The organism is Amycolatopsis sp., assembly GCF_025464955.1.
In the GTDB taxonomy this organism is placed as follows: domain Bacteria; phylum Actinomycetota; class Actinomycetes; order Mycobacteriales; family Pseudonocardiaceae; genus Amycolatopsis.
This window is the reverse complement of sequence record NZ_JAODNM010000038.1, coordinates 36244-50927: the sequence shown is the minus strand read 5'-3', so window position 1 is coordinate 50927 and position 14684 is coordinate 36244. Positions and strand designations below refer to the sequence as shown.

The window sequence follows — 14684 nt, the reverse complement described above, 5'->3', positions numbered from 1 at the left end:
TCATGCGAGCAGTTGTCTACCGGTCTGTCGGCGCCCCAGACGTCATCGAGGTGGCGGACGTCGACCTGCCCGAACCGGGCTTGTTCGAAACACGGATCAAGGTGGCGGCCGCTGCCCTCAACCCGGCCGACGTGTCGGCCTGGAGCGGTGTGTTTCCCGCTCCAGCGCAGGGAAGTCACTTCGGGCTGGGCTGGGATGTGGCAGGGACTGTCGACGCGGTCGGCCTTGGCGCGCCGTGGGAGGTCGGTACGCCCGTGATCGCGCTGGTGCACGGCGCGACCGGCATCGTGCGGGGCCAGGCCGAATACACGATCGTGCCCAGTAACGCCCTGGCTCAGGCGCCGGCCGGGGTCGACGCCGCGCACGCGTCCACCATCCCGCTGAACGGCCTGACCGCCGCGCAATCGGTGGAGCTTCTCGGTCTCGATGAGGGGCAGAGCGTCTTCATCACCGGCGCCGCCGGCGCGGTCGGCGGCTATGCGGTGCAACTGGCCAAGCGACGCAAACTGACGGTGGTCGCCAGCGCTTTCTCCGACGACGAGAGCTTCGTCATGAACGTGCTCGGCGCCGACGCCTTCGTGCCCGGGAGCGAGGACCCCGCCGCCGCGGTGCGTCGGCTTTACCCCCACGGCGTGGACGCGGTGCTGGACACCGCCATGCTTGGTGTCATCGCGGCAGCCAAGGACGGCGGAACGTTCGTCACCACGCGGATGGATGCCGTGCCGCAGGCGGAGCGCGGCATTCGGGTACGGCTCACCTCGGTCGGTCCCGACGCGGCGATGTTGACAACCCTGTCCGACCTCGCCGCGGCAGGCGCACTCACCCTTCGGGTCGCCCGGACGTATCCGCTGGAAGAGGCGGCGCGGGCCCACGAACGCCTCGTCAAGGGTGGGCTGCGAGGCCGGCTCGTCCTCACCCCCTGACGGCTGGCCGGCACGAAGGTGACCTTCGGGAGATGGCATTTCCCGAAGGTCACCTTCGTAGCGTCACCCCTGACCGCGCGCCTGATCGATGAACGCGGTCAAAGCGTCCACGGTTGCGTCGGGCTGCTCGTCGGGAATGAAGTGCCCGGCTTCTCCGATGACGACGCCGGTCACGTTCTCCGCCCAGGGGCTGAGGGAGGCGGCCATGTCGGGGATCGAGCCGTGGGAGCTGGAGATTCCCAGGACCGGGATGGTCAAGTGCCCTCGTTCGAGAGCGTCACGGTTTTTACGCGCTGATTCCTCGCCGTCGCGGAAGTAGGCGAGAAATGCTCGGAGCCCGCCCTCGGCTGCGATGGCGGCGGCGTAGTGGTCGATATCGGCGCTGTCGAACGTGTTCGGGGACAGTGTCTTGACCCTCAGGAACCAGCCCACGTAGTCACGCTCGCGGCCGGTGATCAGCGTCTCGGGCAGTTCGGGCACCGCGTGGAATGCCAGGTGCCAGGTCTTCCAGGCCCGTTCGGGATCGGTGGGGATGGTGTCCGGGAGGGTGATTCCGGGAATGCCGGCGTCGAGGAGGGCGACGCCGTGCAGGTGGTCTTGGTACCTCAGGGCGAGCGAGAAGGCGACGCAGGCCCCGATGTCGTGGGCGACGAGCCAGTACTTCGGCACGTTGAGCGCGGTCAGCGCGGCCTGGACGCGGGAAGCGACGGTGTGCGTGTCGTAGCTCCCTTGAGGACGGTCGGAGTGGCCCTGTCCCGGCAGGTCGATCGCGATCACGTGGAAGCGCTCGGCAAGGCGCGGCATCGCCTGGTGCCAAGCCCACCAGGTCTGCGGGAATCCGGCGAGCAGCACGACGGTGGGGCCGCTCGACAGGCCGCCTTCCATGGCGTGAAGCCGGATTCCTTCCGCGTCGACCCAGCGATGGGTGAAGCCCGCGAGATCGCGCAGCGGCAGCCCGGGGAAGTGGTTCGGGGCGTCGGTCATACTTCGAGGCTACCGTATCTTGTACTGTTCGGTTCAAGATGGAACTGTCTCGAGAACGGGGTGCGTACGGGATGGCCGGGAAGAAGCAGTTCGATGTGGACATCGCGCTCGACGCGGCGATGGTCCGGTTCTGGCGGGCCGGGTATGCCGACACCTCGCTCGACGACCTCTCCATGGCGACCGGATTGAACCGGAGTTCCCTCTACTCCTCGTTCGGCGACAAAGACTCGCTCTACCTGCGCTGCCTGGATCGCTACGCCGTCCGGTACGGAGATCAGTACGAGCAAGCGCTTTCCCTGGGTGCGTCTGGGGAACCGTTGCGGGCGATACAGGCGTTTTTCGAGGTCACCCTCCACCGCATCGCCGACCCCGACGTGCCGGACGGATGTCTGGTCGCCCAGACCGCGATGTCGGCACCGGTACTGAGCCCCGCCATCGCCGCGCGTGCGATCGAAGCTGTGGGGCTGCAGCGTCGACGACTGCGGACCGCCTTGAACACCGCGGAGTTGGCCGAGGGCGACGCCGAGAACTACGCGACTCACATCGTGGCGGTCAACCAGTCGCTGGCCGTGATGAGCCGGGTCGGGGCGAGCCGGAAGCAGCTCCGGACGATCGTCGACATCAGCATGAGCGCGCTCTCGCATGCTTTGCGCAGCCGTACCTGACTGGTGAGCGGATTTCTCGGGGGCCGTGAGGGTTTTCGGTTGTCCCAGCCACCGAAAGCGTTCACGCCCCCCGAACGACCCATTGGCGTCGGGCGTGCCTGGGTGTGGCACACGTCATCATCTTCCGCCGCTGGACCAAAACCGGTTTCTCGCAACGGGTTCGCCGGCGCCGGGCAAGCCCGTTCAGGCGTTGATCAGTGCGTTGATCGCTTGCTCGGCCAGCCACCGTTCGGTTTCTTTCCAGGTCCAGCCGAGGTCGCGGAGTTCCCGCCACGGGGTAAAGCCGAAATAGAACCAGAGGATGGCGGTGGCGCGCGCGACGGTCGTCCCGTCCCGAAGGGCCCGTACCGCGGTGAGGCGGGCGGCGGTCCGGTGCAGGCGTTGGCGCAGGAGCGCCGCGGTCCGCTCGGCCGCTTCGGTGATCAAGGGATCCGTCGTGAGATTGTCCAGCATCACGGCGACCGCGCGCTGCTGGCTGCGCCTGGTCGCGCCCGTGCCGGCGGCCAGCCGTTTGATGATCTCCGCACCGTCGGTCAGCGCGTCTATTTCGTCGAGGCTCGCACTGATCAGTGGATCGGCGGAAGCGCGCTCGATCAGGGCCACGACCAACTGCGGTTTTCCGCCGACACTGGTGTAGACGGTGTTCGGCCCCACCGTCGCGGCCACGGCGACCTCGTTCACCGTCGTGGCGGCATAGCCGTTGGCGGCGAACAGTTTCTCGGCGGCATCGAGGATCGCGGTGCGAGTCTCAGCCGCGGCCTGCTCCCGCCGGGGAGATCGGTACGCGCGGGTGGTCATCCTTTCATTATAGCATTCGTATGATGAACGGAGTCCTCTCGAGACGGTCAAGGGTGGCTTGAACTACTGGCTTTCGTCGGCCGGGAGGCTGGACCCACCGACCGGATCGTATGTACATTGACTGTATCGATACTACTCTGAATGTGGTGCAACTACGTCAGGAGAGCGATATGAGTACGCCACGCGAGGTTTTCCAGCAGCTGGTCGACGGCACGGTCGGCAAGAAGTGGGAGCAGCTGCCGGACCTCTTCGCCGAAGACGTGGTGATCTTTCACCCGCTGTCCACCGGGCCTGAGGCGAGGATCGAAGGGCGCGAAAAGGTGCGTGAGCACTTCGCCCGCATGGCCGGGTTCGACGCCGACCTGCGGATCGGCGACATCGTCGTCTACGAGACGACCGATCCGGAGGTCGTGGTGTGCGAGAGCACCATGCGCGCCACTTTCGGCGGCAAGGAAGTGAGCCAGCCGGGAATCCGGGTGATGCGGGTCCGTGACGGTCTGATCGTGTCGTCCCGGGACTACGGCAACAGGCAGGGCGGCTGATCGGATTAGGGCACGGGACACGCCCTGGCCGGGCAGGCCCGCCCGGAGACGGTGGCCAGGGCGAGGAAGCCCGGCCACCGTCCTGGGGGACCGACTGCTACCCCGTGACGCTGCTCCCCGCGACGAGGGGGAGCTACCCCTTCTCGCCGGGATTGGTCGCCATCTCCTTGGCGTGGGAGTCCTGGCGTGGCTCGTCGTTCACCCAGGTCTGGATCCGGATGTCCTCGTAGCTCCCGGTTTCGTCGGTGGTAACCGGTCGGCAGGAAGGTGTCCCAGCCTTTCATCCGCATGAGCTGGAACAGGGGAGCGGCGTTCAGTCTCTTGCTTTCGCCTTCGCCGAGGTCGCGGGCGCTGACGTCGTTGGTGATCATGTAGCCGGCGATGTGGCCGGCGGCGCGGTCGGCCGGGATTCGGCGTCCGCCCTTTCCGATGACGATGGCGAGTTCGGCTTCGTAGTCGAACTGGGCGCACTCGACCGGCCGGACGATCGGATCGGCCGGGCCCGACAGCGCCGAGGCCGGCTTCTGGAAGATGACCGGCAGCTTCGGCATCTTCTCCGGCTCCATGCCCTCCTCTTCGAGGTGCGAGAAGTAGTTCGCGCCGCAGACGAAGATGTTCGGCGGGTCCCCTCAGCGGCCGGCCAGCGGTCACTGAATGTGATGGAGAAGGCGTTCAGCACAGGCTTCCAGCGCATCGCCCATCGAGTGCGGCCGGTCCCGGTCGGGTCCAGGCTGCGAGTCACAACATACAGGCAGAGTTCTGCGAGGTCTCTGACGATGCTCTCTCCTGAAGAGGAATTAGCAGTCGCCGAACAGTTCGGGGTGGCTCGTGCGCAAGTACGCTGTGATCATTTGATTTCTCATTTGCTGGCGATGCTGAGTGTGCATCTCGTGGATCGGGTGGTGTTTTTCATGCGGCCGCCAAGTCTCGAGCTACCGCAGTAAACCCGCTGGGCGGCAGGTGAAAAGACCACAGCGGGCGCCCTCTTTTGGCCGAAGGCCGTCAGCGCGTGGGCCGCCAGAATCACCGTGAGCGGGGTACGACCAGTCCCGATTCGTAGGCGGTGACGACAGCCTGTGTGCGATCTCGCAACCCCAGTTTGTTCAGCACACGGCTGACATGTGTCTTCACGGTTTCCTCCGCGACGACCAGCCGCGCCGCGATCTCCGTGTTGGACAGGCCCTCGGCGACCAGCCGGAGCACTTGGGTCTCGCGCGGGGTGAGCGTGGCGAGAGCCGTGGTGCGTGGCGCGTCCGGTGGGGGGCGCAGCTGGGCGAACTCGCTGATGAGGCGCCGGGTGACGGTCGGCGCGAGCAGTGCCTCGCCGGCCGCGATGACGCGCACGGCGTCGAAGAGCCGTTCGGCGGTGACATCCTTGAGCAAGAAGCCGCTGGCGCCGGCGCGTAGCGCGTCGTAGACGTACTCGTCCAGGTCGAAGGTCGTGAGGATGAGGATTCGCGGCCCGTCCGCCGCGGGGCCAGTCAGCTGCCGGGTGGCTTCGATGCCGTCCGTGCCCGGCATCCGGACGTCCATGAGGACGACCCCGGGGGACAGTTCGCGGCAGATCCGCACCGCCTCGGCGCCGTCGCAGGCGGTGCCGACGACCGTGAAGTCCGGTTGCGTGTCGAGCAGCGCGGCGTATCCGGTGCGGATCACTTGATGATCGTCGGCCACGACGACCCGGACAGTGGCGGCGTTCATGCGGCGGCCTTGGCGGGGAGCTTGGCTTCGACGAGGAAGCCGCCGACGGCCGCGGCACCGGTGCGAAGTTCGCCGCCGACGGCCGCGGCGCGTTCGCGCATGCCGGGGAGACCATGGCCGCCGGTTGCCGGTGACGCGGCGGGTGGGCCGGGGCCGTTGTCGCGGATCCGCAACCTCAGGGCGTCTCCCGCGTAGTGCATTTCGACGTCGACAGCGGTGCCGGGTGCGTAGCGGCGGGCGTTGGTGAGGGCTTCCTGGATGATCCGGTACGCGGCGAGCTCGACGCCGGGGTCGAGCTCGACGGGTAGGCCGGAGACGATCAGCCGGATGCTCGCTACCGAGTTTTCCCGTGCTTCGTCGAGCAGGTCGTTGAGCTGTTGCAGGCCAGGCTGGGGCAGCCGGTCCGCGACATCGGTCTGGGCGTCTTCGCGCAGCACACCGAGCAGCCGCCGCATCTCGGTCAGGCAGGTCCGTGCGGTATCGCCGATCTCCGAGAGACGCTGCGCCCCGGTGGGGGGCATTCCCGGAGTGGTCAGCCGGGCGGTCTCCGCCTGCACGGCGATCATGGAGATGTGGTGGGCGACGACGTCGTGCAGCTCGCGGGCGATGCGAGCCCGTTCCCCACGTGCCGTGTGCTCTAGGAGGGTTCCGGCGATGCCCTGGCGGGCGGCACGGTGCATCAGTGCCTCGCCGCGCGCCCGGTGGGCGATCCCGGCCCAGGCCGCCGCCGGCGCCAGCGCAGCCAGCAGCACCGTGATGACCTCGTCCGCGGGACCGATCAGTGCCAGCCCCAGAAACGGAACGGCCAACGTCGTCGCGAGGAACTGGGCGCCGGTCCGGCCGAGGCGGTACAGGACGATCAACTGCGCGAACAGGCCGGCCACGGTGAGACCGTGGAAGAGGATGAGTGACAGCAAGCTGGCCGCAGAGATGGCGACAGCGGCCTCGGCCGGACGCAGAAAAGCCAGCCCCGCAGACCCGGCGAGCAGGCCGAGCACCAAGGCGAACTGCACGCTCACGCCGGTACCCGCGTTCCTCGCGATCGTCTCGGCCACCCCGGCGACGCCGAGCAGCGCTCCGGCGACGGTAGCCGCCTGCCGGGCCGCGGCGATCCGCAATCCCATGCCGGCCCATTCGCCGCGCCGGCCGTCTGCTTCGGTCACGCGGACCATTGTGTCCGAAAGTTCCGCATAGCACGTCCCTCGCGCGAGGGACGCGCGCCGGCCGGATGTCCCTCGCGCCAGCGACGGCACGGATCACCGCCTGGCGTGACGACGTGCGCCCTTCCGCTCCCTAGCCTTTTCGTCATGGAAGCAACCATCGAAGTCGCCGGCCTGCGCAAGCGGTTCGGGCAGGCCTTGGCACTGGACGGGATGTCCTTCACCGTGCTGCCGGGCCGGATCACCGGGTTCGTCGGCCCCAACGGCGCGGGGAAGTCCACCACGATGCGGGTGATTCTCGGCCTGGACGCGGCCGACGAAGGCAAAGCATTGATCGGCGGCCGGCCGTACCGGAGCCTGCGACACCCGCTGAGGCAGATTGGTTCGCTGCTGGACGCCGCCGCACTGCAGCCGAGCCGCACCGCTCGCAATCACCTGCTGTGGTTGGCGCATTCCCAGGGCCTCGGGGCTAAGCGGGTCGACGAGGTCGTCGAGCAAGCCGGGCTGGGGACGGCGATCCGGCGTAAGGCGGGTGGTTACTCCCTGGGCATGCGGCAGCGGCTCGGGATCGCCGCGGCGCTGCTCGGCGACCCGTCGGTACTCATGCTGGACGAGCCGTTCAACGGCATGGATCCCGAAGGCATCGTGTGGATGCGCGGCTTCCTGCGGTCGCTGGCCGCACAGGGCCGGGCCGTGCTGGTGTCCAGCCACCTGATGGGCGAGCTCCAGGACACCGCCGACCAGCTGGTGGTGGTCGGCCGCGGCAAGGTCATCGCCGACACCAGTGTCGCGGACCTGATCGCGACTGCGTCCGGCGACCGCGTCACCCTACGCACCACCGAGCGGACACCGGCGATGACGGTGCTCGCCCGCGTCGGGGCCACCGTCGCCGCGACCGGACCCGCCACGCTCACCGTCTCCGGGCTGCCCGCACAGCGCGTCGTGGCGCTGCTCGGCGAAAGCGGAGTGCCGTTCTCCGAGGTGTCGGCGCATCGCGCGTCGCTGGAAGAGGCGTATATGGAGCTCACCAGGGGCGTGGTCGAATTCCGCGCCGCCACCGCCGAGGAGACGGCCCGATGACCACCAACACGACCACACCGTATCGCTCCGAGACGCGCTCGGTGCGTGACGGGTTCGCCCAACTGCTCCGTGCGGAATGGACGAAGTTCCGGACGGTCCGCGGCTGGGTGATCGGCGTGGTCGTCGCGGCGCTGGTGACCGTGCTGGTCGGAATCCTGGCGGCGGCAGGAAGCAATTTCTCCTGCAGCGGACCGAACGGCCAGACCTGCAGCAGCCACAGCCCGGCGCTGGGTCCGGGCGGCGAGGCCGTGAACGACAGCTTCTTCCTCGTACACCAGCCGCTCGCCGGAGACGGCAGCATCACCGTCCGGGTGACCTCGTTGACCGGTCGTTACCTGGACGCGCCCGGGCAGCCTGCAGGCAACCCGGACGTGCCGGCGGGTAGCGGCCTCCAGCCGTGGTCCAAGGCCGGGATCATTCTCAAGGAGAGCACCACCCAGGGTTCGGCCTATGCGGCGCTGATGGTCACCGGCGCCAATGGGGTGCGCATGCAGCACAACTACACCGGCGATACGGCAGGCCTGCCCGGTGGGGTCTCTCCGGCGTCACCGCGCTGGCTGCGCCTGACCCGTTCCGGCGACACGATTGCCGGGTACGAGTCGGTCGATGGCACGAACTGGAGCGTGGTCAGCACGGTCAACCTGGCAGGTCTGCCTTCGACCGTGGAGGCCGGTCTGTTCGCCACCTCCCCCGGCTACACGGTGACGACCGAGTCTTTCGGCAGCGCGGTTGGCAGCGGCGGCGGGACGCTGGCCACCGCCCTTTTCGACCACGCCGACCTGCAAGGCACGAAGCCACGGGGCACCTGGACCGGCGACGATATCGGCGGCCAAGGCGGCGGGACCGGGCCGGCCGGCGGGACCGGGCCGGTCACCGGATTCCAGCAGTCCGGCGACAGCTTCACCGTCAGCGGGACCGGCGATATCGCGCCGGTCGTGGCCGGCCGGGGCAGCCTCAGCAAGACGATCGAGAGCGGTCTCGTGGGCGCGTTCGCCGGGCTGATCGCGATCATCGTCGTCGCCACGACGTTCCTCACCTCCGAGTATCGGCGAGGCCTGATCCGCACCACGCTCGCCGCGAGCCCGCGACGCGGCCGGGTACTGGTGGCGAAAGCTTTCGTGATCGGCTCGGTCGCCTTCATCACGGGTCTGGTCGCCGCCGCGATCGCTGTCCCGATCGTCGAGAAACTGGAGCGGGACAAGGGGCTTTACGTCTTCCCCGTGTCGGCGTTGACGGAGCTGCGCGTGGTGGCCGGAACCGGGGCGCTGCTCGCCGTTGCCGCGATACTCGCCCTCGCCGTCAGTACTGTGTTGCGGCGCGGTGCCGGGGCGGTCACCGTGGTAGTCGTGGCGACCGTCCTGCCGTACGTCTTCGCTGTCGCCTCCGTCCTGCCCTCGGGCGCCTCGCAATGGCTGCTGCGGCTCACCCCCGCGGCCGGTTTCGCCATCCTGCAAAGCATGCCGGAGTATCCACAGGTCGCCGCCGCCTACACCCCGGCGGATGGCTACTTCCCGCTCGGCCCGTGGGGCGGCTTCGCCGTTCTGTGCGCCTACGCCGCGCTTGCCTTGGTGCTGGCCACATTCGTGCTGCGGCGGAGGGACGTGTGAAGGTGCGTTGGACGAGCTCGGCCGAAGCACTGCACGTCGAGTGGACGAAGCTTCGCACCACGACCGGCACGATCTGGCTGTTGTTCGCTGTCGTCGCGCTGACGGTGGCGCTGGGCGCGGCGTCGGCGGCCGCGGTCACCTGTGCCGAGCCGGGGTGCCACCAGGATCCCGCCAAGGTCAGCCTCGCCGGGATTGCGGTCGGCCAGGCGGCCGTCGCCATCCTGGCCGTGCTGGCCGTCAGCGGTGAGTACAGCACCGGCATGATCCGCGTGACTTTCGCGGCGATGCCGCGTCGCACCACTGTTCTGGCGGCCAAAGCCGCCGTTGTCAGCGGGCTGGTGCTGGTGGCCGGAACCGTGGCCGTGCTCGCGTCCATGCTAGCGGGGCTGCTTATCCTGCCTGGCAACGGTTTCACCGCGGAGCACGGCTACGCAGCCCTGTCGCTGGCCGACGGTCCGGTGCTGCGCGCCGCGGCAGGCTCGGTCCTCTATCTGGTTTTGATCGGGCTGCTCAGCCTCGGCGTCGCCGCCGCCGTCCGGGACGCGGCAGCGGCCATCGGGATCGTGCTCGGCCTGCTGTACCTCTTCCCGATCATCGCCGCCGCGGTTTCGGATCCGGAGTGGTATCGGCGGCTTCAGCAGATCGGGCCGATGACCGCAGGGCTGGCCGTCCAGGCCACCGTCGACCTCGGCCGTCAGTCCCTCGATCCCTGGGAGGGCCTCGGCATACTCGCGATTTGGGCCGCAGGGGCACTCCTGGCCGGAGGAGCGTTGCTCCGGCTGCGCGACGCGTAGGTCGTGTCCTGAGAACCGTGCCGACCTGACGGCTGTGCACGAGCCGCCTTTGGCCGAAGTGCTCTGGCGACGCGGCCGGGCACAGTTGGGGAAAGACGCGGCGGAAGTTCGCGAGGAGAACTTCGTCTATGGGCTCGGGTCCTCGACGGTCTGGAGGCGCGACTTCGGGTGTCGTGCTGGGGGATGGAAACCCGCGACCGCAACTTCGTCAGGGCGGTGTCCTGCGACAGCGGGTTCACCACGCCGACCGGGCCGGTGCGAGCCGATGAACTCGCCCGTACTTCGGCGCTCGATCAGCAAGCCGACCGAGCTGGCCTACTACATCTGCCACACCCGGGCGCCGGTGGTGGTCGCCGAACTGGTACGGGTGGCCGGATTGCGGTGGGGTGTCGAGGAAACGTTCCAGTTCGCGAAGAACGAAACCGGTCTCGATCACTACCAGGTCCGCACCTGCAACGCCTCGTATCGCCACGTCACCTTGTCCATGCTCGCCGCGGCATTCCTCGCCGCCACCGCCCGTGCTGAACGAGAACGGCCTCAAAAGGGGCGGAACTGGACGAGCCCAACAGTTTATTGCGTTGTCCTGCAATGAAATCAGGAAAGTCTGGGCGGCCCTGGCCGAAGCCATCCACTCCGAGGCGCACGCATTCCACTGGTCAGACTGGCGCAGACTCCATCAAACCCGGGACAGGCAGTGACACTATCAGCAACTCGATACCTCCATCATCCGGTATCCCTGCTGGTCAGAGACCTAGCGAGAACGCGCAGCGCCCTAATGACGAGGCTCGGTGGCCTTCCCCCCGATGAGCTGTTTTCGCGATCCCAGCGACCCGCACGGCACCAGTCTTTGTGTCAGAGCTCGACGGCTCTCGAAAAGCGAGGTCTCCATCGTGCGGGCGGGCTCGAACCACGAGCATCAAACTGCTCCTGTGGTGGTCGCGGTGGTGGTCCGACACGCCGTGTCCACCGGTCTCCCGTGAGGACTTGCCGTCCAGGAAGGGGCCAGGTCTTGGCGCGGTGCCGAGCTAGGGTGAACGACCCGTCGAAACCCGAGCTACCGATCTTTTTCAAGACCTCGGACGGTCTGGTAACAGGAAGGCGTCTACTGGTGTCGGCGGGCCGTTCAGGATTCATTAGGTAACGGGGGCGTCAAGGGTGCTGCGGGAGCAGGCCGATCAGTCGTTCGACGAGATCTTCGGCCGTGGTCTGCCACTTGTCGAAGGTCAGGTGTCCACTGAGTTCGAGGCTGGTGATGCCGTGGGCGTTGGTCAGCAGCAGTGCGGCATCCTGCCGACTCCGGTCTGGACCCACGACACGGGAAACGATCGCCAGGAACAGGTCCTGGGCCCGTCCGGCGGCCTGCATCGCCGCGGTCGGGTCGGCGGCCGGGGTGGTGGTGAACATCAGGCGATAGAGGTGGGGCCGGGCGCGGCCGAGTGTGATCAGCGAGATCAGGGCGTGGCGCAGCGTGCTGGGTGGGCTGTCGAGACGGGCGGCCAGCTCTTCGAGGGCGTCGCCGACGCTGTCCCATGTCTCTGCGGCGAGTGCCATCAGCAGGCTGTCTTTGTTGGCGAAGTGCCCGTAGGGCGCGGATCGTGAGACACCCGCGCGGGCGCCGACTTCGCGCAGTGTCACCGCTTCTGGGCCGCCGGTGTCCAGCAGTGCGCCTGCGGCGTCGAGCAGTGCTCGGCGGGTAGCCGCTGCGCTCTCGGTTCTGGTCGCCATCATGTAAGTGTAGTTGACAATGTCATATGAACGGCTAGCCTGTTCGTATGACAACGTCAGATGAAAAGAGGTCCACCCCCACCGAGCTGGTCATCGTGACCGGCGCCTCGACCGGCATCGGCGCCGCGACCGCCCGCGAACTCGCCTCTCGGGGCTTCCACGTCCTGGCGGGGGTGCGCCGCGACAGCGATGCTGACGCGCTGCGGTCCGAACGCATCGAACCGCTGACGCTCGACATCACCGTGGATGCCGATGTCGCCGCGATCGCGGAGCGTGTCGCTCACGATCCGGCCCACCGCAAACTCCGCGCCCTGGTCAACAATGCCGGGATCGCCGTCAACGCGCCGGTCGAGGCGCTGCCCATCGCGGAATGGCGCCGGCAGTTCGAGGTCAATCTCTTCGGCCACATCGCGATGACCCAGGCGCTACTTCCCGCGTTGCGGGACAGTTCCGGAACCGTCGTGAACATCAGCTCCGTCGGCGGGAAGGTCGCGATGGCGACCTACGGCGCCTACGCGGGTTCCAAGTTCGCGTTAGAAGCCGTCAGCGACGCCCTCCGTCGGGAAGTCGCCGAGTTCGGCGTCAAGATCGTCGTGGTGGAGCCCGGAGCCGTGATCACGGAAATGTCGGGCCGCGGCATCGCCACCGCCGACAGTCTCGCCGACGCTATGACCGCTGAGCAGCATAGGCACTATGACGCGCTGATCAACGCGATCACTGCCCAGTCCCGGAGCTTCACCGAGGCGGGCGTTCCGGCGACGCATGCCGCGAAGATCGTCGTCGGCGCGATCGCCGCGAAGAAACCGCGCACCCGCTACACCGTCGGACGCGACGCCGCCATCATCGTGAAACTCGCCCGCTTCGCTTCCGACCGGTTGCTCGACCGCTTCCTGCGCCGCAACCTTAAGCCGCACTACGCCAAGGGCACCTTGGTGTCCTCCTAGGACGGACTTTCGAGCGCGGCTCGGCCTGGACTCCGCTCACACGTATCACCGTGATGGACCAGGACAAAGGCTGGCTCCAGAGGATGACCGAAAAGATCATGCCTTTCCTCGCCAGCACGGCCGGGCCGGACTGGGCCTCGCAAATCCGCCGGCCAAAATGGTGCTGATCACACCACGCCCTGGGGACCTGAGGTTGGCCACCACTTGCAGAAGCCATTGCTGGCCAGTGTCAGGAACCGTGCGGATGCGGCGCATGCCGCGCTCGTGCTCGTACTCGACGAGAACGGACTGCCGGTCGCGTACCGCCGAGGTTGCTAAGCCGGTTCGCTCGCCACGTGCCTCTGACAATCGGAGTGAGACCGCCCCTCAATCAGCTGTGGAAGAGTGCTGCCGTCAGATTGATGAATGCCTCCAGTTCTCCTTCGATGTCGGGCCCGGTCGGTTGGTAGACGATCTCCGTGATGCCCTGCTCGGCGAAGGCGGCGAGGCGTTCTGACACCTGCGCGGCCGTTCCGGTCAGCGTCGTGGCCGGGATCGCCGCCCAGCTCCCGGCCGCCCACGCGGCGTCGTCCGCCGGGTTGAGGGCGACCAGGTGCTGGTCGTGCACCACCAGGTGCCGTTCCGGTGGGGAGTGCGGTTGACCACGTCCAGCCACACCTTCCCGGCGGGCAGCGCCGTCACATCACCGCCGAATTCGTACGCGGCGTGGTAAGCGAGCGCGTTCCCCGGGCCCGCGGCAGCACGCACCCGTGGCGAGTCGAGCTCTTCGCCCGCCGCCAGGATCGTGCCGTGCACTCCGAGCGCGGCCCACGTGAGCTCCTTCGCGAACCCCGTCTCGCCGTTGACGGTGAACAACCCGTCGGCCAACTCCTTCGCCACGGCAAGGCCTTTGGGGCCCAACGCCGAGATCAGGACGGGCACGTCGATCGGCCGTGGCGGGGCGTGGCCGGCGGGGTGCAGCATGCGCATCCGGCCGCCGTCCCAGTCGACCGTCTCGCCGCGCAGCAGCCCCCGGAAGGCACGGACGTAGTCCCGCAGATACGACCAGGTGCTCGCCTTCGCGCCCATGGCCCGCGCGCCGGTGAAGCCGGTGCCGAAGGCGACCGCGACACGACCGGGCGCCAGGGCCGAGAGTGCTGCCGCACCCGAGGCGTTGACCATCGGATGTCGCAGAGTGGGCACGAGCACCCCCGGGCCCAGCCCGATGCGCTCGGTGCGTTCGGCGGCCAGCGCCAGCATCATCCACACGTCCGGACTCTGCTGCGGGGTGTCGAACAGCCAGGCACGGTCGTAGCCCAGGCGCTCGGCGACGGCGATGTGCCTGGGCGATTCCAGGGAAGTCGGGAACTGGCTGGAGATTTTCATCGCACGAACCCGTTCAGCTCTCGGTTGCGGTGATATCCACGCGCTCGGGGTAGAACGCGACGTGGCCGGCGATCTCGGCAACTGCCGGGTACGGGTCGGCGTAGGTCCACACCGCGTCCTCGATATCCCCGATGCTGAAGTAGGACGCATCGCCCTTGTACGGGCAGTAGGTCGTTGTCGCGCTGGGCCGCAGCAGCGTCTGGTCGACGTCGGTGAGCGGCACGTAGTAGACCGGCGGATAGCCGGCCTCCCGCAGGACTGGCGTCTTCGTGGTGTCAGCGACGACGTGTTCACCGGAGCGGACGACGACGTGCACCCCACTCGGCTCGATCGTGATCGGGTGATCGGTGCCGGGGATCTTGGGCTGGCGGTTCATGGTGTTCTCCTTCTTCGTTG

16 protein-coding genes and 1 pseudogene are annotated in these 14684 nt (G+C 68.0%); 8 read left to right on the top strand and 9 right to left on the bottom strand.

The window, feature by feature from the left end; genetic code table 11:
• Positions 1-923, top strand: a 923-nt coding sequence (locus JWQ81_RS08125; RefSeq protein WP_297539211.1) for an NADP-dependent oxidoreductase, incomplete at its 5' end; no start/stop codon positions are given.
• 63 nt (positions 924-986) lie between these two features.
• Here the strand turns inward: JWQ81_RS08125 and JWQ81_RS08120 are convergent.
• Positions 987-1907 carry an alpha/beta hydrolase gene (locus JWQ81_RS08120; RefSeq protein ID WP_297539209.1) on the bottom strand — a complete coding sequence of 307 codons (921 nt, stop codon included), beginning with the start codon at positions 1905-1907 and terminating at the stop codon, positions 987-989.
• A 38-nt stretch (positions 1908-1945) separates the two neighbouring features.
• On the opposite strand from JWQ81_RS08120, the gene JWQ81_RS08115 reads away from it, so the two are divergent.
• Entirely contained in the window at positions 1946-2572 is a 627-nt protein-coding gene (locus tag JWQ81_RS08115; protein WP_297539207.1) for a TetR/AcrR family transcriptional regulator, read from the top strand.
• A gap of 183 nt (positions 2573-2755) precedes the next feature.
• On the opposite strand, the gene JWQ81_RS08110 is transcribed toward JWQ81_RS08115, so the two are convergent.
• Complete coding sequence (locus JWQ81_RS08110) at positions 2756-3370, bottom strand: TetR/AcrR family transcriptional regulator (protein WP_297539205.1); 615 nt, start codon at positions 3368-3370, stop codon at positions 2756-2758.
• Between the two features lie 170 nt (positions 3371-3540).
• On the opposite strand from JWQ81_RS08110, the gene JWQ81_RS08105 reads away from it, so the two are divergent.
• Positions 3541-3912: a nuclear transport factor 2 family protein gene (locus JWQ81_RS08105; protein ID WP_297539203.1), complete on the top strand. Its 372-nt coding sequence runs from the start codon at positions 3541-3543 to the stop codon at positions 3910-3912.
• Between the two features lie 5 nt (positions 3913-3917).
• On the opposite strand, the gene JWQ81_RS08100 is transcribed toward JWQ81_RS08105, so the two are convergent.
• From JWQ81_RS08100 to JWQ81_RS08090, 3 genes are all read right to left on the bottom strand, one after another.
• Positions 3918-4526 carry a fumarylacetoacetate hydrolase family protein gene (locus JWQ81_RS08100; protein ID WP_297539214.1) on the bottom strand — a complete coding sequence of 203 codons (609 nt, stop codon included), beginning with the start codon at positions 4524-4526 and terminating at the stop codon, positions 3918-3920.
• A 409-nt stretch (positions 4527-4935) separates the two neighbouring features.
• On the bottom strand, positions 4936-5613 hold the full coding sequence (locus tag JWQ81_RS08095) for a response regulator transcription factor (protein ID WP_297539201.1): 678 nt from the start codon (positions 5611-5613) through the stop codon (positions 4936-4938).
• The gene (locus JWQ81_RS08090; protein WP_297539199.1) at positions 5610-6776 is read right to left on the bottom strand and encodes a sensor histidine kinase; all 1167 of its coding nucleotides are present in this window, start codon (positions 6774-6776) and stop codon (positions 5610-5612) included. Before JWQ81_RS08090 ends, JWQ81_RS08095 begins: the two co-directional genes overlap by 4 nt.
• A 144-nt stretch (positions 6777-6920) precedes the next feature.
• On the opposite strand from JWQ81_RS08090, the gene JWQ81_RS08085 reads away from it, so the two are divergent.
• The 4 genes and pseudogenes from JWQ81_RS08085 to JWQ81_RS08070 form a co-directional block, all read left to right on the top strand.
• Positions 6921-7853, top strand: coding sequence for an ATP-binding cassette domain-containing protein (locus JWQ81_RS08085; protein WP_297539197.1), 933 nt, complete (start codon positions 6921-6923; stop codon positions 7851-7853).
• Complete coding sequence (locus JWQ81_RS08080; protein WP_297539195.1) at positions 7850-9460, top strand: ABC transporter permease subunit; 1611 nt, start codon at positions 7850-7852, stop codon at positions 9458-9460. The genes JWQ81_RS08085 and JWQ81_RS08080 overlap by 4 nt, the downstream gene beginning before the upstream one ends.
• On the top strand, positions 9457-10254 hold the full coding sequence (locus JWQ81_RS08075) for an ABC transporter permease (RefSeq protein ID WP_297539194.1): 798 nt from the start codon (positions 9457-9459) through the stop codon (positions 10252-10254). The genes JWQ81_RS08080 and JWQ81_RS08075 overlap by 4 nt, the downstream gene beginning before the upstream one ends.
• 277 nt (positions 10255-10531) lie before the next feature.
• A pseudogene (locus JWQ81_RS08070) lies at positions 10532-10846 on the top strand (IS701 family transposase); the annotation flags it as partial.
• A 557-nt stretch (positions 10847-11403) separates the two neighbouring features.
• On the opposite strand, the gene JWQ81_RS08065 reads toward JWQ81_RS08070, so the two are convergent.
• On the bottom strand, positions 11404-11979 hold the full coding sequence (locus JWQ81_RS08065) for a TetR/AcrR family transcriptional regulator (protein WP_297539192.1): 576 nt from the start codon (positions 11977-11979) through the stop codon (positions 11404-11406).
• A 47-nt stretch (positions 11980-12026) separates the two neighbouring features.
• Between JWQ81_RS08065 and JWQ81_RS08060 the strand changes: the two genes are divergently transcribed.
• Positions 12027-12923: an SDR family oxidoreductase gene (locus JWQ81_RS08060; RefSeq protein WP_297539190.1), complete on the top strand. Its 897-nt coding sequence runs from the start codon at positions 12027-12029 to the stop codon at positions 12921-12923.
• Between the two features lie 370 nt (positions 12924-13293).
• On the opposite strand, the gene JWQ81_RS08055 is transcribed toward JWQ81_RS08060, so the two are convergent.
• From JWQ81_RS08055 to JWQ81_RS08045, 3 genes are read right to left on the bottom strand one after another with little or no spacing between them, the layout of a single operon-like run.
• Positions 13294-13422, bottom strand: a complete 129-nt coding sequence (locus JWQ81_RS08055; RefSeq protein WP_297539188.1) for a hypothetical protein — start codon at positions 13420-13422, stop codon at positions 13294-13296.
• 17 nt (positions 13423-13439) lie between these two features.
• Positions 13440-14288, bottom strand: a complete 849-nt coding sequence (locus tag JWQ81_RS08050; protein WP_297539186.1) for an LLM class flavin-dependent oxidoreductase — start codon at positions 14286-14288, stop codon at positions 13440-13442.
• 13 nt (positions 14289-14301) lie between these two features.
• Positions 14302-14664 (bottom strand): DUF427 domain-containing protein, encoded by a 363-nt coding sequence (locus tag JWQ81_RS08045; protein WP_297539185.1) that lies wholly within the window; start codon positions 14662-14664, stop codon positions 14302-14304.
• Positions 14665-14684: the final 20 nt, after the last annotated feature.